The organism is Solimonas sp. SE-A11 (assembly GCF_030345715.1).
Taxonomy (GTDB): domain Bacteria; phylum Pseudomonadota; class Gammaproteobacteria; order Nevskiales; family Nevskiaceae; genus Solimonas_A.
Window position 1 is genome coordinate 14,612 of sequence record NZ_JAUASX010000011.1, and the last position, 24,297, is coordinate 38,908.

At 68.8% G+C, this 24,297-nt stretch carries 23 protein-coding genes; 15 read left to right on the forward strand and 8 right to left on the reverse strand.

The window, feature by feature from the left end; translation table 11 throughout:
- Positions 1-9: 9 nt before the first annotated feature.
- Positions 10-2,451: a CehA/McbA family metallohydrolase gene (locus QT386_RS13375; protein WP_289274275.1), complete on the reverse strand. Its 2,442-nt coding sequence runs from the start codon at positions 2,449-2,451 to the stop codon at positions 10-12.
- 233 nt (positions 2,452-2,684) lie between these two features.
- Here QT386_RS13375 and QT386_RS13380 point away from each other — a divergent pair, with 233 nt between their 5' ends.
- The 5 genes from QT386_RS13380 to QT386_RS13400 all read left to right on the forward strand — a co-directional run bounded on the left by QT386_RS13380 (position 2,685) and on the right by QT386_RS13400 (position 8,285).
- Positions 2,685-4,385: a proline--tRNA ligase gene (locus tag QT386_RS13380; protein ID WP_289274276.1), complete on the forward strand. Its 1,701-nt coding sequence runs from the start codon at positions 2,685-2,687 to the stop codon at positions 4,383-4,385.
- 87 nt (positions 4,386-4,472) lie between these two features.
- Positions 4,473-6,827, forward strand: a complete 2,355-nt coding sequence (locus QT386_RS13385; RefSeq protein WP_289274277.1) for a penicillin acylase family protein — start codon at positions 4,473-4,475, stop codon at positions 6,825-6,827.
- Positions 6,827-7,420, forward strand: a complete 594-nt coding sequence (gene wrbA / locus QT386_RS13390) for an NAD(P)H:quinone oxidoreductase (protein ID WP_289274278.1) — start codon at positions 6,827-6,829, stop codon at positions 7,418-7,420. The genes QT386_RS13385 and wrbA overlap by 1 nt, the downstream gene beginning before the upstream one ends.
- Positions 7,421-7,428: 8 nt before the next feature.
- The gene (locus QT386_RS13395) at positions 7,429-7,950 is read left to right on the forward strand and encodes a hypothetical protein (protein WP_289274279.1); all 522 of its coding nucleotides are present in this window, start codon (positions 7,429-7,431) and stop codon (positions 7,948-7,950) included.
- Complete coding sequence (locus QT386_RS13400; protein ID WP_289274280.1) at positions 7,947-8,285, forward strand: DUF2069 domain-containing protein; 339 nt, start codon at positions 7,947-7,949, stop codon at positions 8,283-8,285. Before QT386_RS13395 ends, QT386_RS13400 begins: the two co-directional genes overlap by 4 nt.
- Positions 8,286-8,948: 663 nt before the next feature.
- Here the strand turns inward: QT386_RS13400 and hda are convergent.
- From hda to QT386_RS13415, 3 genes are read right to left on the reverse strand one after another with little or no spacing between them, the layout of a single operon-like run.
- A complete protein-coding gene (gene hda / locus QT386_RS13405) occupies positions 8,949-9,614 on the reverse strand; it encodes a DnaA regulatory inactivator Hda (protein ID WP_289274281.1) in 666 nt (221 codons plus the stop codon).
- Complete coding sequence (locus QT386_RS13410; protein ID WP_289274282.1) at positions 9,611-10,777, reverse strand: AI-2E family transporter; 1,167 nt, start codon at positions 10,775-10,777, stop codon at positions 9,611-9,613. The genes hda and QT386_RS13410 overlap by 4 nt, the downstream gene beginning before the upstream one ends.
- On the reverse strand, positions 10,774-11,379 hold the full coding sequence (locus QT386_RS13415; RefSeq protein WP_289274283.1) for a DUF2066 domain-containing protein: 606 nt from the start codon (positions 11,377-11,379) through the stop codon (positions 10,774-10,776). The genes QT386_RS13410 and QT386_RS13415 overlap by 4 nt, the downstream gene beginning before the upstream one ends.
- 84 nt (positions 11,380-11,463) lie before the next feature.
- On the opposite strand from QT386_RS13415, the gene purM reads away from it, so the two are divergent.
- From purM to QT386_RS13435, 4 genes are all read left to right on the forward strand, one after another.
- Positions 11,464-12,495 carry a phosphoribosylformylglycinamidine cyclo-ligase gene (purM, locus tag QT386_RS13420; RefSeq protein ID WP_289274284.1) on the forward strand — a complete coding sequence of 344 codons (1,032 nt, stop codon included), beginning with the start codon at positions 11,464-11,466 and terminating at the stop codon, positions 12,493-12,495.
- On the forward strand, positions 12,492-13,151 hold the full coding sequence (purN, locus tag QT386_RS13425) for a phosphoribosylglycinamide formyltransferase (RefSeq protein WP_289274285.1): 660 nt from the start codon (positions 12,492-12,494) through the stop codon (positions 13,149-13,151). The genes purM and purN overlap by 4 nt, the downstream gene beginning before the upstream one ends.
- Positions 13,148-13,855 carry a DUF3108 domain-containing protein gene (locus QT386_RS13430; RefSeq protein WP_289274286.1) on the forward strand — a complete coding sequence of 236 codons (708 nt, stop codon included), beginning with the start codon at positions 13,148-13,150 and terminating at the stop codon, positions 13,853-13,855. The genes purN and QT386_RS13430 overlap by 4 nt, the downstream gene beginning before the upstream one ends.
- Before the next feature lie 69 nt (positions 13,856-13,924).
- A complete protein-coding gene (locus tag QT386_RS13435; RefSeq protein ID WP_289274287.1) occupies positions 13,925-14,152 on the forward strand; it encodes a hypothetical protein in 228 nt (75 codons plus the stop codon).
- Positions 14,153-14,167: 15 nt separating this feature from the next.
- Here the strand turns inward: QT386_RS13435 and QT386_RS13440 are convergent, their stop codons facing one another.
- Positions 14,168-15,526: an MBL fold metallo-hydrolase gene (locus QT386_RS13440; protein WP_289274288.1), complete on the reverse strand. Its 1,359-nt coding sequence runs from the start codon at positions 15,524-15,526 to the stop codon at positions 14,168-14,170.
- Positions 15,526-15,798, reverse strand: a complete 273-nt coding sequence (locus tag QT386_RS13445) for a hypothetical protein (protein WP_289274289.1) — start codon at positions 15,796-15,798, stop codon at positions 15,526-15,528. Before QT386_RS13445 ends, QT386_RS13440 begins: the two co-directional genes overlap by 1 nt.
- 123 nt (positions 15,799-15,921) lie before the next feature.
- Here QT386_RS13445 and QT386_RS13450 point away from each other — a divergent pair, with 123 nt between their 5' ends.
- The gene (locus QT386_RS13450) at positions 15,922-16,326 is read left to right on the forward strand and encodes a CBS domain-containing protein (RefSeq protein ID WP_289274290.1); all 405 of its coding nucleotides are present in this window, start codon (positions 15,922-15,924) and stop codon (positions 16,324-16,326) included.
- Positions 16,327-16,398: 72 nt separating this feature from the next.
- On the opposite strand, the gene QT386_RS13455 is transcribed toward QT386_RS13450, so the two are convergent.
- Positions 16,399-17,718 (reverse strand): sigma 54-interacting transcriptional regulator, encoded by a 1,320-nt coding sequence (locus QT386_RS13455; RefSeq protein ID WP_289274291.1) that lies wholly within the window; start codon positions 17,716-17,718, stop codon positions 16,399-16,401.
- Between the two features lie 201 nt (positions 17,719-17,919).
- Between QT386_RS13455 and tal the strand changes: the two genes are divergently transcribed.
- From tal to creD, 5 genes are all read left to right on the forward strand, one after another.
- Positions 17,920-19,038: a transaldolase gene (gene tal / locus QT386_RS13460; RefSeq protein ID WP_289274292.1), complete on the forward strand. Its 1,119-nt coding sequence runs from the start codon at positions 17,920-17,922 to the stop codon at positions 19,036-19,038.
- An 82-nt stretch (positions 19,039-19,120) separates the two neighbouring features.
- Complete coding sequence (locus tag QT386_RS13465) at positions 19,121-19,453, forward strand: BON domain-containing protein (RefSeq protein ID WP_289274293.1); 333 nt, start codon at positions 19,121-19,123, stop codon at positions 19,451-19,453.
- Between the two features lie 80 nt (positions 19,454-19,533).
- Complete coding sequence (locus QT386_RS13470; RefSeq protein ID WP_289274294.1) at positions 19,534-20,637, forward strand: AI-2E family transporter; 1,104 nt, start codon at positions 19,534-19,536, stop codon at positions 20,635-20,637.
- A 12-nt stretch (positions 20,638-20,649) separates the two neighbouring features.
- Positions 20,650-21,042, forward strand: a complete 393-nt coding sequence (locus tag QT386_RS13475) for a group II truncated hemoglobin (RefSeq protein ID WP_289274295.1) — start codon at positions 20,650-20,652, stop codon at positions 21,040-21,042.
- A gap of 103 nt (positions 21,043-21,145) precedes the next feature.
- Positions 21,146-22,525 (forward strand): cell envelope integrity protein CreD, encoded by a 1,380-nt coding sequence (gene creD, locus QT386_RS13480; RefSeq protein ID WP_289274296.1) that lies wholly within the window; start codon positions 21,146-21,148, stop codon positions 22,523-22,525.
- Positions 22,526-22,743: 218 nt separating this feature from the next.
- Here creD and QT386_RS13485 read toward each other — a convergent pair whose 3' ends face one another.
- On the reverse strand, positions 22,744-24,222 hold the full coding sequence (locus tag QT386_RS13485) for a PLP-dependent aminotransferase family protein (RefSeq protein ID WP_289274297.1): 1,479 nt from the start codon (positions 24,220-24,222) through the stop codon (positions 22,744-22,746).
- Between the last annotated feature and the right edge of the window lie 75 nt (positions 24,223-24,297).

The window sequence follows — 24,297 nt, forward strand, 5'->3', positions numbered from 1 at the left end:
ACACGCCTCTCAAGGCCCCACCAACAAATAAACCTGCTGCGTCCGATCCCGCTGCATCCGCTGCGCATTGCGCGTACTCGCAAACACGATCGCGCCACCATCCGTTGCCGGCCAGGTGTTCACACCGCGCGAGTTGACCAGTTTCGCCTCCTGCCATGTGCCCGATACCAGGCGCGCCGTCATCACGCGCCAGCGCCAGTCGGCCGAGCGCGAGTCGTACCAGGCGGCGCGTACGCTGCCGTCGGCGGCGGCCCCCAGTTCCGGGTACTGGCTCATCGCCGGGCCTGCCGCGATGGGCGAGGGCTCACCGAAGGTCTTCAGCTCTTCATCGGAAATCGCCGACAGCACTTCGGTGTTCACGCCCGAGGAGCGCAGCTCCTTGCTGTCCCAGGCCAGCACGATGCGACCCTGGCCGTCGAAGGCGATGGCCGGGTGGCGGTCGGCGCGGTCGTCGGCGCCCACGCTGAGCGATGCGGTCCAGTCGCCGCCCACAGGGCGGGTGGCCACCTGGATCTGCCAGTTGTCCGGGTCCGTACCTTCGCCGCGGCCGGTCTCGCCGGTCCATAGCGGATCGGGGTCGGTGCGGTTGTCCTGCCAGCTCACGGCCAGCAGGCCGTCGCCGCGGGCGGCAACGCGCGGGCGCACCGAGGCGGGGTAGCGTGCCGAGCGGCTATCCACCAGCAATGCGGCGCGCACGGTCTTGCCCTCGCGCGTCAGGTTGCGCGGCTCCTCGTCCAGGCCGACCAGCTGGGCCCAGATATCGAAGGGCTGCTGCGCGCGGATTTCCTGCCAGGCCACCAGCGGCCGGCCCTGGGCATCGAGTGCGAGGTCCGGGCGTTCGGCACGTCCCTCGATGGCACGCAGGGTCTGCGTCGGTTGCCAGGTGGCGCCGCCGTCGCTGGAGTGGCGCAGGCGGATCGCCGGACGGCGCGGCCGCTGGCCGGCCATCTCATCCTGCCAGGCCACCCAGACGTCCCGGCCGCGGGCCGCCACGCGCGGGAAGCGCGCGCTGTTGGAGTCCAGCGCCAGGCTGACCGGCTCGCTCCAGCGATTGCCGCTGCGGCTGCGGTAGACCACGCGCGTGGCGGCACGCTCGTGCAGCTCTGCCACCAGGTGGGTGGTGCCCTCGCTGATCGCCAGGTCCGGGAAACCGCCGAACTGGCCTTGCGCGCCCAGTGCCAGCAGGGCGCCGTCGTCGCTGCCGCTGTCGGCCGGCAGCGGGATCTCGGGCTCCGCCTCCACCGGTGCGGTGGAGATGAAGATGGGGGAGGTGGTGGCACGCAGGGCGTTGGGAATCTCAGCCAGGAACGGGATCAGCCCACCGGGCAGGATCTCGGTGAGGTTGATGCCGGCCGGGATGCCGGCGCCGCGCGCCTCCAGGCGGTACCAGCTCGGTTCCGCACCGACCTCGATCTCCACCAGGTGTTGCTCGTCGAACAGGCCGGGGCGGAAGGTCTGCAGCGGCCCGGCGCTGCGGCCCGGCGAGCGGTACAGCATGACCTGCGTGCCCAGGGCGTTGCGGATGCCGATGCGCAGCGTGCCCTTGCGCCCGGCGGGGGCAATGACCTCATCACCTGAAATGGCCTCGAACACGCCGTCGTCCTGCAGGTCGGCTTCCAGGGTCAGTTCCGGCGACAGCGCCGACTCGGTGATGCGCGTGCGGCCGCCCCACAGGCCCTGCAGCAGGGCGCGCTCGCTGCGGTCGGCGGCGAACACGGAGGTGATCGGCTGGCCGGGGCCGGCCAGCAGCCACAGCTCGCGGAAGTGGTTGTCGCTGCCGCCGTTGATGCCGAAGCGGAAGCCGGCGTTCCAGCGGTTCTCACCGTAGTCGATCTCGATGTCCGGGCTGCTGGCGCGGTTCCAGGCCTCGATCGAATCCACGCCCTGCGCGCTGCCTCGGGCATTGGGCTGGCCGTCCTTGAACACGCCGTCGTCCGGGTGAGCGGTGACCCAGACTGCGCCCTGGCTGTGGGCGTCCCAGATGCTCCACTGCAGCGGCACGAAGTCCGGCTGGCCCTCGGGCTGCGCGCCCTGGACGATGGTGTCGGTGGCGCCGTGCACGGTGGCATGCGGGCTGCCGTTGGCTTCCTCGCCGGGGATCAGCAGCAGGTCGGCGGACTCCCAAGTGGGGTCGTAGTGCTGGTCGTAGGTGCGGTGATCGGTCAGCGGCAGGAATTCCAGGCCCATGCGCACGGCCTGGGCGATCTGGTCGGCGATGGAGACGTTGCCCGGTCCCTTGTCGTCCCCCAGCTGGCGCAGCAGGCTGCCGTCGGAGGAATGGTCGTCGTGCACGTGCATGTCGCCGGCCAGCCACAAGCCTTCCGGCGCCGTGGGCGGCTGTTCCGGCTCGGGCGGATTCGGCGGGTTGGCGGCGCTTTGCGGATCGCTGCGGCTGCAGCCGCCCAGAAGCAGGCCAAGGCCCAGGAACAGGGCCATTGTGGTGCGGTTCATTTTGTTTTCCCCGGTCCGTACTCTTGAGGTTTAGCCCCGATTTGTCGGGCAGCGGTCGGACTTCGCGAGAATTCTAGGTCGCATGGCCGGGGGCGGGCTGTAGGAGAATCGCAGGGTATCCGGCAATTTCCGGAGCCCTCGGCAGAGTGTAGAAGGGCCGGATGACAGCCAGAATGCAGCCTTGTCGCCCGCCAGCGACTACAATTGGCGGCTCAACAGAGAAATCGAACCCAATGCGCCTTTCCAAGTTCCCCCTGCACACCGCCAAGGAAACCCCGGCCGATGCCGAGGTCGTCTCGCACCAGCTGATGCTGCGTGCCGGCTATATCCGCAAGCTCGGTGCCGGCCTCTACAGCTGGATGCCGCTGGGCCTGCGCACCCTGAGCAAGATCAGCCAGATCGTGCGCGAGGAAATGAACGCGGCGGGCGCGCTGGAACTGCTGATGCCGGCGGTGCAGCCGGCCGAGTTGTGGCAGGAGTCCGGCCGCTGGGACGTGATGGGCGCCGAGATGCTGCGCTTCAAGGACCGCCATAAGAATGACTTCTGCTACGGCCCCACGCACGAGGAAGTGATCTGCCACCACGTCAAGCAGGACTTCCGCAGCTACAAGCAGCTGCCGATCAACTTCTACCAGATCCAGACCAAGTTCCGTGACGAGCGCCGCCCGCGCTTCGGCGTGATGCGCGCGCGCGAGTTCCTGATGAAGGACGCCTATTCCTTCCACCTGGATGCGGCGGACCTGGGTCGCGAGTACTACAACATGCGCGAGGCCTACACGCGCATCTTCACGCGCGTCGGTGCCGACTTCCGCGTGGTGAAGGCCGACAGCGGCAACATCGGCGGCGCGCTGTCCGAGGAGTTCCACATCCTGGCCGGCTCCGGCGAGGACCTGCTGGCGGTGGCGGAGGGTGGCACCTACGCCGCCAACGTCGAAGCCGCCGAGACGCGCCCCTCCGGCCAGCCGCGCGCAGCGGCCTCTGCCGCGCTGGAGAAGGTCTCCACGCCGGGCCAGAAAACCTGCGAGCAGGTATCCAAGTTCATGAACGTGCCGCTGACCGGCAAGGTCAAGCTGCTGGTGGTCAAGGCCGCCGATGGTGGCCTGATCGGCATCGCGCTGCGCGGTGACCATGAGCTGAACGAGATCAAGGCCGCCAAGCACCCCAAGATCGCCAGCCCCTTCGAGATGGCCAAGCCGGAAGACGTGCAGAAGGCCTTCGGCTGCGAAGTCGGCTACCTCGGCCCGGTCGGCTGCCCGATCCCGGTGATCGCCGACCACGCCGCCGTGGAGTTCGCCGACTTCGTCTGCGGCGCCAACGACAACGACCACCACTACAAGGGCGCCAACTGGGGCCGCGACTGCGCCGAGCCAGAGACCGCCGACCTGCGCCAGGTCTGCGAGGGTGATCCGAGCCCGGACGGCAAGGGGACGATCAAGTTCTATCGCGGCATCGAGGGCGGCCACATCTTCCAGCTCGGCCAGAAGTACACCAAGGCCATGAGCCTGTCGGTGCTCGACGCCCAGGGCCAGGCGGTGACGCCGGAAATGGGCTGCTACGGCATCGGCGTGTCGCGCATGGCGGCGGCGGTGATCGAGCAGTCGCACGACGCCAACGGCATCATCTGGCCGGACGCCATCGCACCGTTCCGCGTGCTGATCTGCCCGATCGGCATGGACAAGTCGGCGGCGGTGAAGGACGCGGCGGAGTCGCTCTACACCGCGCTGACGCAGGCGGGCATCGAGGTGGCGCTGGATGACCGAGGCCAGCGTCCGGGCGCGATGTTCGCCGATGCCGACCTGATCGGCATCCCGCACCGCGTGGTGATTGGCGACAAGGGCCTGGCGAACGCCCAGTTCGAGTACAAGCAACGCCGTGCCGCCAGTGCCGAGATGATTCCCGCTACCGCCGAGGCGGTGCTGGAGAAGCTGCGCTGAAAGTTCGCCCGGTGATCCCCGGCAGGGGATCACCGGGCGCAGTGGTTTGCTCTACCATGTCGCTGTTCCAGGTTTGCTCTACCCGTCATGCTCAAGCGCCTCCTCATTGGCTTGCTGATGCTGGTCCTGCTGCTGCTGGCCTCCGCCTGGCTGCTGCTCGGCGGAAGCCAGGCAAGGCTGGACGGCGAGGACGTGCTCCCTGGCTTGGTGGCCCCGGTGCATGTCGAGCACGACCTGATGGGTATCCCCACCGTGCAGGCTTCCAATCGCCAGGACCTGGCCCGCGCTACAGGCTACCTGCATGCGCAGGCGCGCTTCTTCCAGATGGACCTGACGCGCCGTGCCGCGGCCGGCGAACTGTCCGCGCTGGTCGGCCCCGCGGCGCTGACGCGCGACCGGGCCTCGCGCATCCACCGCCTGCGTGCCGTGGCGCAGCAGGTGGTAAAGGGCAGCAGCCCGCAGGAGCAGGCGCTGCTGTCTGCCTACGCCGATGGCGTCAATGCCGGCCTTGCGGCGCTGTCCATACGGCCCTTCGAATACCTGCTGCTGGCCGAAGCCCCGCGCCCCTGGCTACCTGAGGACAGCATCCTCTGCGTGTTGGCGATGTGGCTGATGCTGACTGACGAGGCCGCCGAGCGCGACGGCATGCTCCACGCCATGCAGCAGGCCCTGCCGGCACCGCTCTACGCCTTCATCACGCAGCCGGGCACCGCCTGGGATGCACCGCTGCAGGGCGCGGAAGCGGCGCCGGAACTGCCGGTGCCGGGCCCGGAGGTCTATGACCTGCGCGCGCTGAAGAAAACCAAGTTCCGCCGCGACGACTACCTGTGGTCGGCCAGCGAGAGCGAGTCGGCCATCGGCAGCAACGCCTGGGCCGTGGCCGGGGTCCACACCGCTGACGGCGGCGCCCTGGTGGCGGACGACATGCACCTGAACCTGGGTGTGCCCAACACCTGGTACCGCATGCGCCTGCAGTTACAGGGCGAGCAGGACCTGGACGTCACCGGCGTCAGCCTGCCCGGGGTGCCGTTCATCGTCGCCGGCAGCAATCGCCACATCGCTTGGGGCCTGACCAACAGCTACGGCGACTGGAGCGACCTGGTGCAACTGCAGGCGGCACCGCGCGACCGCAGCCGCTACCTGACCGCGGAAGGCTACCGGCCCTTCGACCTGTTCGCCGAGAACATCGTGGTCCGAGGCGACCACGACGTCACCTTCAACATCCGCAACACCATCTGGGGTCCGGTGGTGGGCAAGGATGCCGCCGGGCGCGACCTGGCGGTGCGCTGGCTGGGCGCACAACCCGGTGCCACCAACCTGCGCCTGGCCTGGCTGGAGCAGGCGCAGACGGTGGAAGAGGCCATCGCCGTGGTCAACGGCGCCGGTATCCCGCCGCAGAATTTCGTGGTGGCGGACCGCAGCGGTGCGATCGCCTGGACCATTGCCGGGCGCCTGCCGCAGCGTCTGCCGCTGCCCCCGGAAGCGCCACCGGTGGGGGGGCATGAACAGGGCGGCTGGGACGGCTGGCTGCCCGCCGCTGACTACCCGCAACTGGTCAACCCGCCGGCCGGCCGCCTCTGGACCGCGAACCAGCGCCTGGTGGATGGCGAGGCCCTGCAGCGCATCGGTGACGGCGGCTACGATCTCGGCGCGCGCGCCCTGCAAATCCGCGGCACGCTGCTGGCATTGCCGGAGGCCACGCCGGGCGACATGCTGCAGATCCAGCTGGATGATCGCGCGATGTTCCTGTCGCGTTGGCAGGTCCTGCTGCTGCGCGCACTGGATGGCCTGGAGCAGGCCGGCCAGGGCGATGCCGAAGCCCATGCGCTCGTCCGGGACTGGGGCGGTCGTGCCGCGCCGGGATCGGTGGGCTATCGCATGGTCCGCCAGTTCCACGACACCGTCAGCCAGCGGGCCTTCGATGCGCTGACCGCGGCGGTGCGCAAGGCCGACCCTTCCTTCAAGCGCATCTACCTGCGCCAGTTCGAGCGCCCCTTGCTCCAGATCATCGAAGCCGATGCCACGCACTTGCTCGATCCGCAATACGCCAGCGCCAACGCCTTCCTGCAGGCGGTGGCCGCCGAGGTCATCGCGAGCCGCGCCAGCTGGGGCGAGCGCAACACCAGCAGCATCCGTCACCCGCTGTCTCAGGCATTGCCCTGGCTGTCCTCGCTGCTGGACATGCCGCGCCGGCCGCTGCCGGGTGACGTCGACCTGCCGCGCGTGCAGTCCCCCGGCTTCGGCGCTTCCGAGCGCTTCGCCGTCTCGCCGGGGCGCGAAGAGCAGGGCTATTTCCACATGCCGGGCGGCCAGTCGGGCCATCCGCTGTCGCCGTTCTACCGTGCCGGTCACGAAGCCTGGGAGCGCGGCGAGCCGATGCCGTTCCTTCCGGGCGGTCCGGTGCACAATCTCGTGCTGAGTCCCCGAGCTTCCGAGCCCTGATGAGTGAGATCCTGATCCTGTATTACTCGCGACACGGCTCGGTGGCCAGGATGGCGCGCCAGATCGCCCGGGGTGTCGAGTCGGTGAGCGGCGCCACCGCGCGCCTGCGTACCGTGCCGCCGGTGTCCGCGGACTGCGAGAAGACCGGCCCGGACGTTCCGGACAGCGGCGCGCCCTACGTGGAGGCTCGCGATCTGAAGGAATGCTCCGGCCTGATCCTCGGCAGCCCCACCCGCTTCGGCAACATGGCGGCACCGCTGAAGTACTTCCTCGACGGCACCTCCGGCCTGTGGCTGTCCGGCGCGCTGGCCGGCAAGCCGGCCGCGGTGTTCACCTCTACCGGCAGCCTTCACGGTGGCCAGGAGACCACGCTGCTGTCGATGGCGCTGCCGCTGCTGCATCACGGCATGCTGCTGGTCGGCTTGCCGTACACGGAGCCTGCGCTCAACACCACGCAGTCCGGCGGCACGCCCTACGGCGCCTCCCACCATGCCGGCACCGGCGCACAGCCGCGCGCGCTGTCGCGTGAAGAAGAAACCCTATGCCAGGCACTCGGCCGCCGCGTGGCCGGTGTCGCCCTGAAACTGCAGTGAAGGACCTCATGCGCCCATTCACCCTTTGTGCCGCGCTGCTGGCGGCGCTCCTGCTGAGCGCCTGCGTCAGCAAGGCCTTCGACAAGGAGTACTACGCTCCCGTCGGCGTGCCGCTGTCGCGGCTGGTGTTCCTGTCGCTGGATCGCGGCTCCTACAGCGTCGAGTTCCTCGAAGAGAAGAAGTGGAAGCTGATGAAGCGCCGCGCCAACGAGCGCCGCGCCGGTGCGGGCGCCTTCTTCAATGACATGAGCGAGGCCGACACCGAGATCGCCGGAGGGCAGCCGGTCACGCTGCGCCTGAACTACCAGGGACCTGCCTCGGGCGACCTGCCCGCGCTGAGCTGCATGCCTCAGATCACGATCTGCGCCGTGCCGGGTGCACGCTACGAGCTGCAGCTGGATACCAGCAGCGGCCGCTGCGAGCCGATCCTGAGCAAGCAGTACGTCAGCGGCAGCGGCGCGCTGCGCCGCGAGACCCTGGACCTCGCCGAGGTCGCCCGCTGCCCGGATGCCGCGGAGGCCAAGCCGTGAAGCTCAGCGTCCCGATGCACGCCCTGGCCGCCGCCTGCCATCTCGCCCTGATCGCCGGGGTGCTGCACTTCGGCGATGGCCGCCTGGCCCTGCTGTTCGGCCTGCTGCTGTTCCTGCCGCTGCCCGGCCTGCTGCGCGGCAACGCGCGCACCCACGCCTGGAGCAGCATGATGATCTCGTTCTACTGCGCGGCCTTTGCGTCCAACGCCTACTCGTCGGCGGGAGATGCGCGCACGCTGTGGTTCGCGTTCGCCACGCTGGCGGCACTGGAGTTCACCGCCAACATGCTGTTCGTGCGCTTCCTCGCTCGGGAACGCCGGATAGCAGCTGCCTGATCCGAAGCCCGGCCTCTGCTTTCCTCCCGCTCCCCGCTTGCGGGGAGCGGGAGGGCGAAGGCATGGATGCCCGAGGTAGGGCAACGCAGGAGCAGTTGCCGAGAGGGCTTCTGTAGAAGTGCAATGGAATCACCCAACCGTTCGCCCTGAGGCCGTCGAAGGGTGAACGCGATTTGTTCCCAAGCCCCGAAAGAAAAACGGAACTCCGTTATGAGTTCCCCCCAAGAGCGCGCAGACTATTCCCATCGAGCCAGGCTCCACGTTGGAATCCCAACGATCGAAGCCGCCGCAGTCCGGGAACGATCTCACCCACCCGGCCCCCGCCGCCCGCTCCCCAGCTTCCCCGCAGTGGAACGATTGCCGGGCTAACCCAGTAGCGCTCTCGGACCATCCGCGGACGAGTCCCGGGTCCACCTGCTGTCGATGCTCATCAACAACACGGTATTGCTGCCCACCGGGCCCCTTCACCAGGGGAGCCCGCGTAGCGCAACGGGCGCGTCTGGACGAGGTGCCTGCGGTGACAGCGGCTGGCCGCAAGGCCAGGTCTGGCACGTGGCGCGCCGTCTCTCCGGAGGTGGCTCGGCGGAGCAGGTTTTTCAAAGGGAAAAACGATCAGGAATTCCAAGTCGCGCGATCATCGGATCGCGCGAAAAAATGGATGCTTCAGGCGTCCAGAACCGATTGCACGAACGGCAGCGTCAACCGCCGCTTCGCCGCCAATGCCTCGCGGTCCAGGCGCTCCAGGGCTTCCAGCAGGCTGGGGATGTCACGCGAGCGGTGGTTGAGCAGCCAGCGCGCCACTTCCTCCGGCATCTCCAGGCCGCGTGCCTTCGCGCGCTCGCGCAGCAGTTCGCGGCGGTCGTCGTCGCTCAGCGGCTTGAGGCCGAACCGGCTGCAGGCGCCCAGGCGGGTGCGCAGGTCGGGCAGGGCCAGTTCCAGGCGTTCCGGCGGTGCGTCGGCGGCAAAGACGTAGCCGGCGCCATGGGCACGAAGCTGATCGATCAGCCGCAACAGGGCGATGCACCAGTCGCGCTGCGGGGTGACGCGCTCCAGGTCGTCGATGCAGACCGCGGGTGCGGTCTCCAGGCCTTCCAGCAGGGAAGGGCCGTGCTCTTCCAGTTCCGCCAGCGGCAGGTAGGCGGCGCGGTGCCGACGCGCGGCAGCCTGCAGCAGGTGGCTGCGGCCGCTGCCGGGCGGGCCATAGAGCAGCACGGGTACGGCCAGCGCCTGCAGGGCCTGCACGGCTTCACCGTTGGGGCCGGAGTAATAGCTCTCGAAGCTGGCCGATTCGCGCAATTGCACGGCCAGCGGCAGTTGCGCGCCGATCATGGCAGCGGGCTGGTCGGCTCGTCAGAGGCCGGCGGCAGGTCGGTAAGGATGAGGGTCGGTTGCGATGCTCCAGCACGATACAGCGGGCTCGTCAGCCACTGCTGCTTGGTGTGCCGCATCATCACCGCCAGCACGGCCGCCACCGGCAGTGCCAGCAGCACGCCGACGAAGCCGAACAGCTGGCCGCCAGCCATCACCGCGAAGATCACGGTAACCGGATGCAGGCCGATGCGGTCGCCCACCAGCCAGGGCGTCAGCACGTTGCCCTCCAGGAACTGACCGACGCCGAAGATCACGACGACCCAGATCAGCGAGGACGGATCCTGGGTCTGCACCAGCATCGCGATCACCGCGATCAGCAGGCCGACGATGCTGCCGAGGTAGGGGATGAAGCTGATCAGGCCGATGATGATGCCGACCACCAGGGCGAGCTCCAGGCCGGCCAGCCACAGCGCTACGGCATAGAACACGGCCTGCGCCGCCATCACCGACAGCTGGCCGCGGATGAAGGCGCCCAGGACGTCGTCGGCTTCGCCGGCCATCTGGCCGAGGCGCGGCAGGTAGCGCGGCGGGATCACGCTGCGAATCCAGGCGATCAGGTCGTCCCAGTCGCGCAGCAGGTAGAAGCTCACCACCGGGATCAGCAGCAGGTTGGCGACGGTGATCACCAGCAGCTTGCCGGACTGGGAGACGCGCTCCCAGGCGGCTTGCGCGAAGCCGCCGGCCTCGGTCCAGTGCTCGGTGATGATGGCCTTCAGGCCTTCGGCATCCAGTTGCACGCCGGCGGGCAGGGCCACGCCGAGCCGCGGCAAGGCCTGGTTCTGCAGCCAGACCAGCCAGTCGGGGATGTTGCGCAGCAGGGCCAGGAACTGGTGATAGATCATCGGCGCCAGCAGCAGCAGGGCCAGCAGCCCGATCAGGGTCAGCACCGTGAACACCACGCAGACCGCGGCGGTGCGCGACAGGCGCAGGCGCTGCAGGCGGTCGACGATGGGGTCGCCGATGTAGGCCAGGCCGGCACCCACCACGAAGGGCATCAGGATGGGGCTCAGCATCACCAGCAGCAGCAGCAGGCCGGCGCCGACCAGCAGCCAGGGCCAGTGCTCGCGCAACTGGAAGCGAACGTAGCCCTCCGCTGTCTCGGCCGCCGGTCCGGTGCTCATGGCGCGGCAGTAGGGGCGAGGCGGTAAAGCAGGGCGCCGTCGGCGTCGGCCAGCCGCTGCAGCAGGGGGCTGCCGGCGGCCAGGGACGCGGCTCCCCCCTCGACGCGAGCACGCAGCAATAGGCGGCCGTTGTCGGCGCCCAGCACGGCGATGCCGCGCACTCCCGGCAGGCTGCGCACGGCGGCCAGGGCGCGGTTGTAGTCGCCGATGCTATGCAGGTCGCCGATGCTCAGGGGTACGTCGTCGGTCGCCGCCACGACCTGCCCCCAGACCGGCAGCCCGGCATTGCGCAAAGCGGAATCCACGCCGCGGGGGTCGAAACCGGCCACCAGCATCAGTTGGCCGCTGGCCGGGTCACGCTCGTAGCTGAAGCGCTGCAGCATCCGCGGCGCCCGCGCCAGCGTGGGCTGCAGCCGGGGCTGGCCGGCCAGGGGCTGGCCACTGGCGCGTTCCAGCACCTGGGTCAGGGCCTCGCCCAGCGCCGCCGTGCGGGTAGCCTCGGACTGGTCGGCCACGGCCACGCGGCCGAGGTAGCCTTCGGCGGGCGCCTGGGCCAGGGCCAGCGTGGGCAGCAGCATCAAAACGAGCAGAAACAGGCGCATGGGGCTATAGCAGGAGGCCATAAGGGGAGCCGTGAAGGTAGAATAGCAGTCGTTCCCGCACTCTTCCGAGAATTCCAAGGCTTTATGGCTGCCAAGACCCCGCTGACCTACCGCGACGCCGGTGTGGACATCGACGCCGGCGACGCGCTGGTGGATGACATCAAGAAAATCGTCAAATCCACCCATCGCCCCGAGGTGCTGGGCGGCGTCGGCGGTTTCGGCGCCCTGGTGTCGATCCCCAAGAAGTACAAGAACCCCGTGCTGGTCAGCGGCACCGACGGCGTCGGCACCAAGCTCAAGCTTGGCATCGAGACCGGCCGCGTGCAGGGCCTGGGCCAGGATCTGGTCGGCATGTGCGTCAACGACGTGCTGGTCAACGGCGCCGAGCCGCTGTTCTTCCTGGACTACTACGCCACCGGCAAGCTCGACAACCGTGTCGCGGCGCAGGTCATCAAGGGCATCGCCCAGGGCTGCAAGCTGGCCGGCTGCGCCCTGGTGGGTGGCGAGACCGCCGAGATGCCGGGCCTCTACAACGGCGGCGACTTCGACCTGGCCGGCTTCACCGTGGCCGTGGTCGAGAAGAAGAAGATCATCGACGGCAGCAAGATCAAGCCCGGCGACGTGCTGATCGGGCTGCCGTCCTCTGGCCCGCATTCCAACGGCTACTCGCTGGTGCGCAAGATCCTGTCGGTGAGCAAGGCCAAGCTGGCCCAGCCGCTGGGCAAGGGCACGCTGGAGGACGCGCTGATGGCGCCCACCAGCATCTACGTCAAGCCGGTGCTCAAGCTGCTGGCCTCCGGCATCGACGTGCGCGGAATGTCGCACATCACCGGCGGCGGCATCGTCGGCAACCTGCCGCGCTGCTTCCCCAAGAAGACCGCGGCCGTGGTCGACACCCAGAGCTGGACCCGCCCGGAAGTGTTCGACTGGCTGCAGGTCCAGGGCAAGGTCGAGCAGGAAGAGATGTGGCGCGTGTTCAACTGCGGCGTCGGCTTCGTGCTGGTGGTACCGCGCCTGCAGGCCGACAAGGCGCTGGCGCAGCTGCGCAAGGACCGCCTCAAGCCCTTCCTGATGGGCGAGATCGTCCGCGGCAACCAGGACGTGCGCTTCGCGTGAAGCGCGTCGTCGTCCTGATCTCGGGCGGCGGGCGCAACCTCCAGGCATTGCTGGATGCCGGCACCGACGGGCGCCTCGGCGCCCGGATCGTTGCCGTCATCAGTAACCGGGCCGATGCCTATGGCCTGGAGCGGGCGCGCGCCGCCGGCGTGCCGGCCCAGGTGCTGCCGCACGCGGATTTTCCCAGCCGCGAGGCCTTCGACGCCGCCCTGGCGGAACTCATCGAGAGCCACCACCCGGACATCGTGGTGATGGCCGGCTTCATGCGCGTGGTGGGCGCCGCCTTCGTGCGGCGCTTCCTGGGGCGCATGATCAACATCCATCCCTCGCTGTTGCCGCGTCATCCAGGCCTGAAGACCCACCAGAAGGTGGTGGAGGCCGGCGACCGGGAACACGGTGCCACGGTGCATTTCGTGACCGAGGAGCTGGATGGCGGTCCGGCGATCATTCAGGGCCAATTCAGTGTCACGGCTCAAGATACGCCGGAGACCCTGGCCGAGCGTGTCATGCAGGACATCGAACTGAAGATCTATCCTCAGGCGGTGGCCTGGATGGCTCGCGACACGCTCGAACTGCGCGACGGCCGGGTTTGGTCCGACGGCAGGCCCCTGGCCGCGCCGCGGAGGCTCGACGACCTGGAGACGGAGTTCCGATGAACAAGCTGCTGACGGGGCTGGTATTGCTGGCTGCCGCGCTGTCCGCGCAGGCGGCTCCCACGGCGTTCGCGCCACGCTCGGACCTGTACGACGTCTCCTGGGGCTCCATCGGCCTGGGCGAGGGCACCATCGCGCTGTCGCCGCTGCAGGGCGGCTGCTACCGCTACGAGTCGGTGACCAATCCCATGGCGATCGTGCGCTGGACCTACGGCTCGCCCAAGGAAACCAGCGAGTTCTGCGTGGTGGACGGTCGGATCGTACCCAAGCGCTTCGTCTATGCCAACGACAAGCGCGCCAAGGACGGTTTCACGTTGGACTTCGACTGGGCGGCGCATCAGGTCAAGACCATCAAGGGTGGCGAGGTCAGTATGCGCGAGCTGCCGGACGGCACCTACGACCGCTTCGTGATCCAGTTGGCCGTGCGCCAGTGGGTGATACAGCATGCCGGCCAGGACAAGCCGCCGCCGCTGGAAGTGAAGGTGGTGGACCACCGCCGCATCAAGGCCTACCGCTTCGTGCTGTCCGGCAAGGAAAAGCTGCAGACGCCGGCCGGCACCTTCGACACCCTGCTGGTGGAGCGTGTGGACGAGAAGCCCGGCGACTCCCTGCGCTTCTGGGTCTCCCCGGACCGCGGCTACATCCCGGTGAAGGTCCAGCAGATCGACGACGGCGAGCTCAAGCTGCAGATGCTGCTGAAAAAGTAAGGCTTCCGGCACCCGGCAAGTCCAAAGGTCTAGAATGGGCGGACCAGCCGGACGCAAGAGGGGCACATCATGAAAGCGAGCATCGCCATCCTGGGAGCGGCCCTGCTGCTCGGCGCCTGCAGCAAGCCGGAAGAGCCCGTGGCCGATCGCGAGCCCCAGGGCCGCGAGGAAACCCGCGGCATCCGCAACACCGAGGCGATCGGCTATTCCGGTAATGCCATCGCCGACAAGGTGGGTGGCGCGCTCGACGCCAACGACGCCCGCAAGGCCCAGCTGGACCGGCAGATCGACCAGTAGGCGACGCTGGAGGGGCTAGGCCGCCAGGCGACCTTCCTCGCGCAGCTTGTCCAGGTGCCCTTCGATGTTCATGCGCGCCAGCGGCCATAGCGCCTTGTCGACGCCGGCGTAGACGATCGGCAGCATCTCTTCCGCGCTGCGGCCCTGGCCATGCAGCTCCAGGATCTGCAGCTCGCGCGCTTCGCGGTGCTTCAGCGTTTCCGCCAGGCGGTAGACCGTGCCCAGCGCCGTACCGTGCGAGGGCACGATGACCTTGGGGTCCAGCGCGATGATGCGGCGCAGCGACTCGAAATAGCGGCCCATGTGGCCCTCGGGCTTGGCGATCACCACCGTGCCCAGGCCCTGGATCAGGTCGCCCACCAGGCACCAGGCGCGGTTGTCCGGCATCAGCGCCAACTGGCCCTGGTCGTGGCCCGGCACCTCCAGCACGCGCACCGGCTGGCCCAGCCAGCGGCACAGCACGTCGCCGTCGCGGTACAGGTTGACCGTCGGCAGCCCCTCGAAGAAGCGTCCCTCGGTACGGTCCCAGATGCGGCCGCGGGTATCGTCCGACATGCCGATGGGAATCTGCAGGCGTCGCGCCATCACGTCCGCGCGTTCGCGGTGGTCGTGATGATGATGGGTCAGGAAGATTTCGTGCACGCCATAACGCTGCGTCATCGCCAGCAGCTTTTCCATCTCCTCGTCGTCGGCCGGGGAGGGATCCACCAGTACGCGGTGCGACTGCATGTCACCGAGGATGAAGGCATTGGTGTGCTGCGCCGGCGGGATCGTGTGCGAGCGCACCCAGACATGGCGCACGCCGCAGACCTGCTCCACCATCGGCAGTTCGTCGTCGCCGCGGAACTCGAAATGCAGGCGTGGCACCGTGGTGGCGCCGATGTCGGCCGCCAGGGCTTTGAGGGTTTCCAGCGAGGGCGGGGCGATCAGCATCTCGCCTGCTTCGTAGCGCTTGATGAGGTCCACCGGTGGCGCCCAGTAGGCCTCCGCCACTTCGTTGCTGTCGATGGTGAGCGAGGGCCGCTCGCGCAGCTCCACGCGATAGAAATGGGTGTTGAAGCGCACCGGGAACACCGGCGGCGTCAGCGCCGTGCCCAGCAGGCTGGCGCCAGCGACCTGGCCGGCATTGCAGGCCGCGGTCATGTCCCAGCCGAGCTCCTCGAGCAGCTCGCGCGCCAGCGCCTCGGCCTGGCGCGGCTCGACACCGGCCAGCGAGCGGCAGGTGGGCGGGTGCTCGCCGTCGGTCTTGTCGATCTTGCCGCCAGGGAAGGCATTGAAGCCGGGGAAGGCCGGCAGCCAGGGCTGGCGGCGCATGATCAGCACCTCGCCGTCATGGACCAGCACGCCGGTCACCGCATCGAGGATCCGCGACATCAGGGCTGCACCGCGTCGATGTGCTTGATCACCACCGTATCGCCGCCGTAGCTGACGCTGACGACGTGCTTGCTCCCCTTCCAGGTTTCGGTGGAGACGGAAATCCCGCCAAGACCGCCGCCGGAAACCTCGTCGGGCTTGCCGAGGATGGAGTGGACGTCGGCACGGCTCATGCCGGCTTCGACGCGCTCGTAGTTCTCGGGGGTGACCCGGGAGCAGCCCGCGAGCAGCAGGGCGGCCAGGGCCAGGGTGGCAAGGGGGCGGCGGGACATCGCATCTCCGGCGAAAAAGGCGTTCAGAGACAAGCAGATTACAACAGTTGCCCGAACCGGACGTTTTTCACTTCCACTGCCGCCTGACGGGTGCATAATCGGGAAAAGCCCTGGGAGGGGAATATGTCGCAGCAGCTGGCTTCCAAGCGGGTCCGCGATTACATGGCGCGCAACCTGGTGACCTTCACGCCGGACACCGAGGTGCTCAGTGCGATCCACCAGATCGTCAAGCACCGCATCTCCGGCGCCCCCGTGGTGGATCGCGACGGCAAGCTGGTCGGCATGCTGTCGGAGAAGGACTGCCTCAAGATGGCCCTGGTGGCCGGACACGAGGGCGTCCCCGCCGGCCTGGTGGACGACTTCATGTCCCGCGACCCGTCCACGGTCGACGCCGACGACAGCCTGCTGGATATCGCCAGCCGCTTTGTCGATGCGCCGTTCAAGCGCTTCCCGGTGAAGGAGAACGACCAGCTGGTCGGGCAAATCTCCCGCTCCGACGTACTGCGCGCGATCGACGAGCTTTATTGAGGCGCCGGGGCGGCGAAGCGCGGCGACCATGATCGCCACCCTTCGCGGCCAACGCCCGCTCCTACAAAAGCACTAGGCCGTCGCGGTCGGAGCGTAGAGCTGGTGGCTGTGGTGGGTCTTGGGCTCCCACAGCTCGATGTCGCGCTCGATCTCCGCCGCTTCGATCACCTGGCCGGCAGGGCCGGTGGTGGTATCGACGAAGGCGGCTTCCAGCACGCGCACCAGGCCGCGCACGTTGCCATGCCAGCGGCAGGCGCGGATGCGCTCCCAGGCCGCGCCGCTGATGCCGCTCGGCGCCTTCCAGCTGGTGCACTTGGAGCCCAGCTTGGCCAGCACCGTGCCCATGATCGCGATCATGTCCTCCTCGCGGGCGGACAGTTCCGGCACCTGCAGCACCGCTGCGCCCATGCGCGTGAATTCATCCAGGTTCACGGCGTTCTGCAGGTAGGTCCAGCTGCGGTTGGTGGCGAACAGCACCGCACATTCGATCTGACGCTTGGCGGTGGCGCCGTAGGGCAGGTACTGGCCGTTGTCCAGGGCCTCCATCAGCACCTCCATCACCGGGCCGGAGATGTCGTGGCTCTCGTCGATGAAGGTGACGCCGTCGCGCGCCTGGGTGAAGGCGCCGGTGCGCGCGGATGCGCCGGGGAAGGCGCCGGCCACGTGGCCGCAGAGCAGCGACTTGATGGCGGCCTTGTCGCGGGTATTCTCGGCCAGCAGGTTCACGGACACGAAGCTGCCCTGGCCGCGTACCAGATAGTAGTAGTAGGCCATCGAGGTCTTGCCGGAGCCGGGGCCTCCGAGCAGGCAGGCGCGGCCGACGCCGTTCTGCGCGAAGCCGCGGATGCGGTGCACCAGCTGGTGCGTCTCGGGGCTGATGACGAACAGGTTGCGCATCGGGCTGTTCTCGACCTCGGTGGAGGTCGGCGTGCGAATGACGTTCTCACTCTCGGTATGCTGCAGACGGTGCGGCAGGCGCTGGGCCACGCCGGCCACGTTCTCCTCCAGCATCAGGCGGATGCCGCCCAGGCGGTTCTGGGCGGCGCGCCGGTCCAGCCACTGGCCCAGGGCCACCAGGCGGTCGCCGGTGATGGCGATCACCAGCGTCACGCGGTTGCCGGCATTGCGCTGCGCCAGCACCAGGTCGGCCAGGGGATCCAGGTCCGCCGGGTTGGGGAACAGGCTCAGCAGGAATTCACTCTCCGGAGCGGCGCTGGCCGACGACGAGGCCGGCTGGATCTCGCAGCGCCGGCCCTCCGGCACGCAGGCGTGCAGGCTGTCCAGCTCTTCCGGCCGGTGCAGCAGGTCTTGTGGTGCGAACACGGTCAGGAAAGCCGGGGGAATGCGGTCCAGGGTGGGGATCGCGGAGGGCTTCTTCTTGATGTTGAACATGGCGCGCTCGCAAGGTGGGGCCGGTGGGGTATCACACTACCGCAAGGCTAGGCCGTCAGGGATGTCCCGGTCACCTGCCCGCCGATGAAAAGGGACGGCGCGCGGATCAACGGCGAAAGGAATGCGCGCAGACCGGGGAGGGTGGGATGCCTTCGGCCGCATTCCGCGCGATACTTCCGGCTCACCATCCATGCGAATCCCATGAGCGCGCTCAAGGCAATCAGCCAACACGGCCAGTCGGTCTGGCTCGACTATATCCGCCGCGACCTGCTGCTGTCCGGCGGCCTGCGGAAACTGATCGACGAGGACGGCCTGCTGGGCCTGACCTCCAACCCGGCGATCTTCGAGAAGGCCATTGGCGGTAGCGCCGACTACGATCCGGCCCTCAAGTCCCTGGTGGCCGGCGGCCTGCGCGATCCCGCGGGGCTGTTCGAGCAACTGGCGATCCAGGACATCCAGCAGGCGGCGGACATCTTCCGCCCTGTCTGGGAGGCCAGCAGCGGCGTGGACGGCTACGTCAGCCTGGAAGTGGCCCCGGACCTGGCCTGCGACACCGCCGGCACCCTGGCCGACGCCCGCCGGCTATGGGCCGCGGTCGGCCGCCCCAACCTGATGATCAAGGTGCCGGGCACGCCCGAAGGCGCCGAAGCGATCCGCCAGCTGATCGCCGAGGGCATCAACGTCAACGTCACCCTGCTGTTCTCGCGCCCGGCCTACCGGGCCGTGGCCGAGGCCTACCTGGCTGGCCTGGAGGCGCGCGTGGCCGGCGGTGGCGCCATCGACCGCATCGCCAGCGTCGCCAGCTTCTTCATCAGCCGCATCGACGCGGCCATGGACGCCGAGATCGCCGCGCGCGGCGCTGAGGCGCAGGCCTTGGCCGGCAAGGTCGCCATCGCCAACGCCAAGCTGGCCTACGAGGACTACAAGGCACTCTGCGCCGGCGCACGCTGGCAGAAGCTGGCAGGCCAGGGCGCCCGCCCGCAGCGCCTGCTGTGGGCCAGCACCGGCACCAAGAATCCTGCCTACCGCGACGTGCTCTATGTCGAGGAACTGATCGGGCCCGAGACGGTGGATACCATCCCGCCGGCCACCATGGATGCCTTCCGTGACCACGGCCGGCCGCGCGCCAGCCTGCAGGAGGGCACGGCGGATGCCGTTGCCGTGATTGCGGCGGTGGAGCGCCTGGGCTTGCCGCTGGACGCCATCACCACGCGGTTGGTGACGGAGGGCATCAAGCTGTTCGTGGACGCCCATGACCAACTGCTGGCGGCCGTGGCGCGCAAGCGCGACGCCCTGGCTTCGCAGGCACAGCCGGCCTGAGGGCCGGCGCGGCGGATTCATGATGGATTCAGCGGCTTGCGGGCAGGATGAGAGTCCGTTTTCGTTTCGCGAGGACTCCAACATGCTGGTCAGAAGCCTGCTGCTGGCCACCGCCATCGCCCTGCCCGGGGTGGTTGGCGCCAGCGTCCAGGCCGGGATTCCGGTTACCGATGCCGACTCCGGCCAATACCTGAGCGACGCCGCCGTCACCGCCGACGTCAAGCGGGCCTTGATCGCGCAGCGCAATCTGGATGCGCTGGAGATCAAGGTGAGCACCCGCAAGGGCGTGGTGCAGCTGTCGGGCTTCGCCGGTACCTCCGCGCAGATCAGCCAGGCCATCGAGGTGGCTCGTGCGGTCCGTGGCGTGCGCGAGGTCAAGAACGAGCTGCGCCTGAAGCGGGTCGACAAGCCCTGAGCGAAAAAACCCGCGTGAGCCCTGGCGGACGCAAGTCCCCCGATCTAACCTGAAGGTCCCGCGCAGGAGACCACAAAGCCGTGGCCGAAACCCCCGAGCAGCAAACTCCCGACCTGCCGCCCGAGCGCCGCTTCGAGCGCTTCTTCCAGTACGTCTTCATGCTCGGCCTGGTCGCCGGCTGCCTGACGATCCTGCTGCCGTTCTTCACCGCAATCCTGTTCTCCATGGTGATCGCGATCTCCACCTGGCCCTACTATCGCTGGCTGCAGCGCAAGCTGCGCAGCACCGTGGCGGCGGCCCTGGTGGGTTGCCTGGCGGTGACCCTGCTGATCATCGGCCCGGCGGTGCTTCTGTCGCTGTCCGGCGTGCAGGGCCTGGCCTGGTTGTCCGAGTCGCTGCGTCACGCATTCGCCAACGGTCCGCCACCGCCGCCGGACTGGCTGCTGCGCATTCCCTGGTTCGGCGACGACCTGCAGGACACCTGGCGCCGCATGGCCAACAATACCGGCGAGGCGCAGCAACTGCTGGCGCGCTATTTCGAGCCCCTGCGGCATTTCGCCGTGACCGCAGGCAAGGTGCTCGGCGCCGGCCTGATGCAGATCGGCTTCGCCATCTTCCTACTGTTCTTCATGTATCGCGACGGCGAGCGCCTGGGCCGCTGGCTCAAGACCGCCGCGCGGCGCATCGCCGGCCCGCCGGCCGACGACCTGCTCGAGACAGGCCAGAACACCATTGTCGGCGTGATGATCGGCGTGCTCGGCACCGCGCTGGCTCAGGCCATGGTGGCCGCCCTGGGCTTCCTCATCGCCGGCGTGCCGGGGGCGATCCTGCTGGCGACGCTGACCTTCGTGTTGTCGATGGTGCCGGTGGGCCCGCCGCTGGTCTGGGGCGGCGCCGCGATCTGGTTGTTCAACCAGGGGCAGCCCGGCTGGGCGGTGTTCATGGTGATCTACGGCCTGCTGGCGATCAGCGCCGTGGACAACGTCATCAAGCCCTACCTGATCTCGCGCTCCAGCCATCTGCCGTTCGCCCTGACGCTGATGGGCGTGATCGGCGGCGTACTGGGCTTCGGGTTCATGGGCGTCTTCATCGGGCCGACCCTGCTGGCACTGGCGATCAGCATCGGCGGGCGCTGGCTGTCCTCGCCGCCGAATCCCGCGCCGGCACCCTCCGCGCAGGGGTAAGATGCGCGCCGCATGAACGACGCACTTCCCACGCTTTACGAGCAGCTCGGCGGCGAGACGGTGATCCGCCGCCTGATCGACAGCTTCTATGACCACATGGACAGCGATCCGGCCTTTGCCGGTATCCGCGCCCTGCATCCGCCGCAGCTGACGGGTTCACGCGACAAGACCTTCTGGTTCCTCTGCGGCTGGAGCGGCGGACCCAACTACTACATCGAGCGTTTCGGGCATCCGCGCCTGCGCGCGCGGCATCTGCCGTTTCCCATCGGCGTGTCGGAGCGCGACCAGTGGCTGGGCTGCATGGCGCGTGCCCTGGTGGACAGCGAGATCCCCGAGCCGCTGCAGCGACAGCTGTTGGGCTCGCTGGCCGGCACGGCCGACTGGATGCGCAACAAGAACGACTAGCTGCACCGGATCTGCACCCGCTTCCGCGGAATTTGCACAGACGCTGCGCGGGCCTGCCTTGGCGGCCGCCTAGCCTTGGACACTCCATACCAAGGAGTCGTCCATGCTTCCTGAAGCGCCACTTGCGCCGCCACCGCCATCGCGGCGCACCAGCCTGTTCCAGAGCCCCGGCGGGCGCCTGCTGCTGATCGGCCTGTTGTTGCTGGTGCTGATGATTCCGGCGCAGATGATCCGCGGTGTCGTGCAGGAGCGTGAGGCGCGGCGTGACGAGGCCGCCGCGAGCATCGTCGCGTCCTGGGGTGGCAGCCAGCGCCTGCTGGGGCCGATCTTGCGCGTGCCCTTCGTGACGCGACATGGCAGCACCGATGCCCAGGGCAAGATCACCGAAACCACGCGCGCCGATGCCCTGTACCTGCTGCCGCAGACCCTGCAGGTGGATGCACGGCTGGATACGGAGCTGCGGCACCGCGGCATGTTCGAGATGCCGGTGTACAAGGCCGACCTGGGCCTGCGCGGGCATTTCGTACGGCCCGACCTGTCGCGCTGGGGCGTGCGGCCCGAGGATATCGACTGGAGTGCGGCCGAACTGGTGGTATCGCTGAGCGAGCCGTGCTCGCTGCATGCCGATGCCTGGCTGGACTGGCAGGGGAAGCGGCTGCGCTTCCGTCCCTCGCTCGGCAGCGCGCAACTGGGCAAGCTCGCCGGAATCCACGTGCCGCTGTCGCCGGACGGTGCCGAGCTGTTCGGCCAGGGGCCGGCCGGTTTCGAGATCGCCCTCACCGTCAACGGCGCGGAAGCCCTGTCCTTTGCGCCCACCGCCGAGGAGACGCGGGTGCGCCTCAGCGCCGGTTGGCCGCACCCGAGTTTCCAGGGGGGCTGGCTGCCGGTGCAGCGGCAGATCGACGAGCGCGGCTTCAGCGCGGCCTGGTCGGTGTCCTGGCTGGGGCGCGACTATCCGCAGCTGTGGCGCGAGCACTCGCCGGTGGGTGAGGCACTGACGGCCTCGGTGTTCGGCGTCAGCCTGGCGGTGCCGGTGGACACCTACCTGCTGGCCGAGCGCATCAGCAAGTACGCGCTGCTGACCCTGGTCTGCACCTTCGCGGTGATCTGGCTGGGGGAGACGCTCACCGGCCGGCGCGTGCATCCGATGCAGTACGGCTTCGTGGGTGCGGGCCTGTGCCTGTTCGGCTTGCTGCAGTTGTCGGTGGCCGAGCACTTCGGCTTTGCCATGGCCTATGGCGTGGCGGCAGTCGCGGTGACGCTGATGGTGACGCTGTACAGCCGCAGCCTGGTCGGGAACTGGCGCGCGCTGGCGGTGGGCGGTGTGCTGGCGGGCCTCTACGGCTACCTGTACACGATCCTGCAGGCTGAGGATTATGCGCTGCTCGGCGGCACGGTGGCGTTGTTCCTGGGCTTGGCGCTGGCCATGTACCTGACCCGGAGGATCGACTGGTTCGCCAGCGGCAAGGGTGAAGCCGGCTGAGAAAAAATAGGCCGCCCGGAGGCGGCCTTGGGGAGTTCGCGGGCCTGTGGCTCTGCGGACTCCCTCGCTGCGCCCCCACGCCTGCGTCAGGATTCCGCTGTTCACCGCCAGGCTGCGCCGTCATTCAAACGCTGCGAGTGCCGGAGGCTAGAGGACCCCGGCGAATCCAGACTAGCGGCTGCCGCCCGGCCACGCGTCCCCCCATATGGGTGGTGTGCCTATCCGCGGCGTGAGAGCCAGGTAGCGATGCGGCCGAGGGTGGCGATGGCCTGTTCGATCTCCGCCGTCCAGGGCAGGGCGCAGTTGATGCGCAGGTAGTTCTGATAGCTGCCGTTGGCCGAGAAGATCACGCCGGGGTTGACCGAGATGCGCTCGCGCGCCGCCCGCTGGAACAGCTCCAGGCCGTCGACGTTGCGCGGCAGTTCGATCCACAGCACGAAGCCGCCCTGCGGACGCGATACCGCCGTCAGCGGCGGGAAGTGCCGCAGCACGGCCTCGGAGAAGCGCGCGACGGACCGCGCCAGCGTGGCGCGCAGCGTGCGCAGGTGGCGGTCGTAGGCGCTGGACTCCAGGAACGCCGCGGCGGTCATCTGCGACAGCGAATTGGTCGCGGTGGACAGGGTGAACTTGTGGCGGATCAGTTCGCGGCGCCAGCGGTGGCTGGCCACCCAGCCCACGCGCAGGCCCGGCGACAGCGTCTTGGACAGCGACGAGCAGTGCAGCACCATGTCGCCCTGGTCGTAGGCCTTCAGCGGCGTCGCGCGGCCGCAGGCGTAGCCCAGCTCGCCGTAGATGTCGTCCTCGATCAGGGGAACGCCATGGCCGTTGAGTGTGTGCACGATGTCGCGCTTGGCCTCTTCGGGCAGCAGCGAGCCGGTGGGGTTGTTGAAGTTCTGCACGAACAGCGCCGCTGCCACGCGATGCCGGCGGATGGCGCGGCGGACGTCGTCGGGGTCGATGCCGTGCTGCGGGTGGTTGGGCAGCTCCACCACGCGCAGGCGCATCTCCTCGGCCACCTGCAGCAGCCCGGAGTAGGTCGGCGATTCCATCAGGATCGTGTCGCCGGCGCAGCACAGCAGGCGCAGGCAGAGGTTGATCGCCTCCAGGCTGCCGCTGGTGATGACGATGTCGTCCGGCGAAACCTCGCAGCGCTGGCCCGCCAGCCGCCGCGCGATCTGCTGGCGCAAACCGGCATGTCCTGGGGGCATCATGTAGCCCACGGCTGCGTTGGGCTCCTCGCGCAGCAGGCGGCGCGTCAGGTGATGCAGTTGCGCCACCGGCAGCAGTTCGGGTGCCGGCGAGGCATGGGCCAGCGGCACCAGGCCGGGCCGGCTGATGGTTTCCAGCACGCTGGAGATCACGTCGGCCGAGATCAGGCTGGCGGGGCCTGGCGGGATCTCCAGGGTCTGCGGCAGGGCTTGGGCCTTGGCCGGCTCCAGCCTCACGAAGTAGCCCGAACGCGGCCGCGATTCGATGGCGCCCAGCGCCTCCAGGTGCTCGTAGGCCTTCAGGGCCGTGGTGATGCTGTAGCCGGTCTTGCGGCTGAGTTCGCGTACCGAGGGCACGCGGTCGCCGGGCCGCAGCGCACCCACGTCGATCTGCGCCAGCAGGCGCCGCGCCACGGTTTCGTACAGCGGGTCGCCGCCCTGTGCCTCGGGGGCGGGCGCTGTGGGGGTGTCGTGATCGAGGCTGGTCATGTGTACCCCCGCAAGCCGCCCGGATCGGGTCGGCTAGAGGATTTTCCGCCTCATCTGTGCTCCTGGCAATGCACA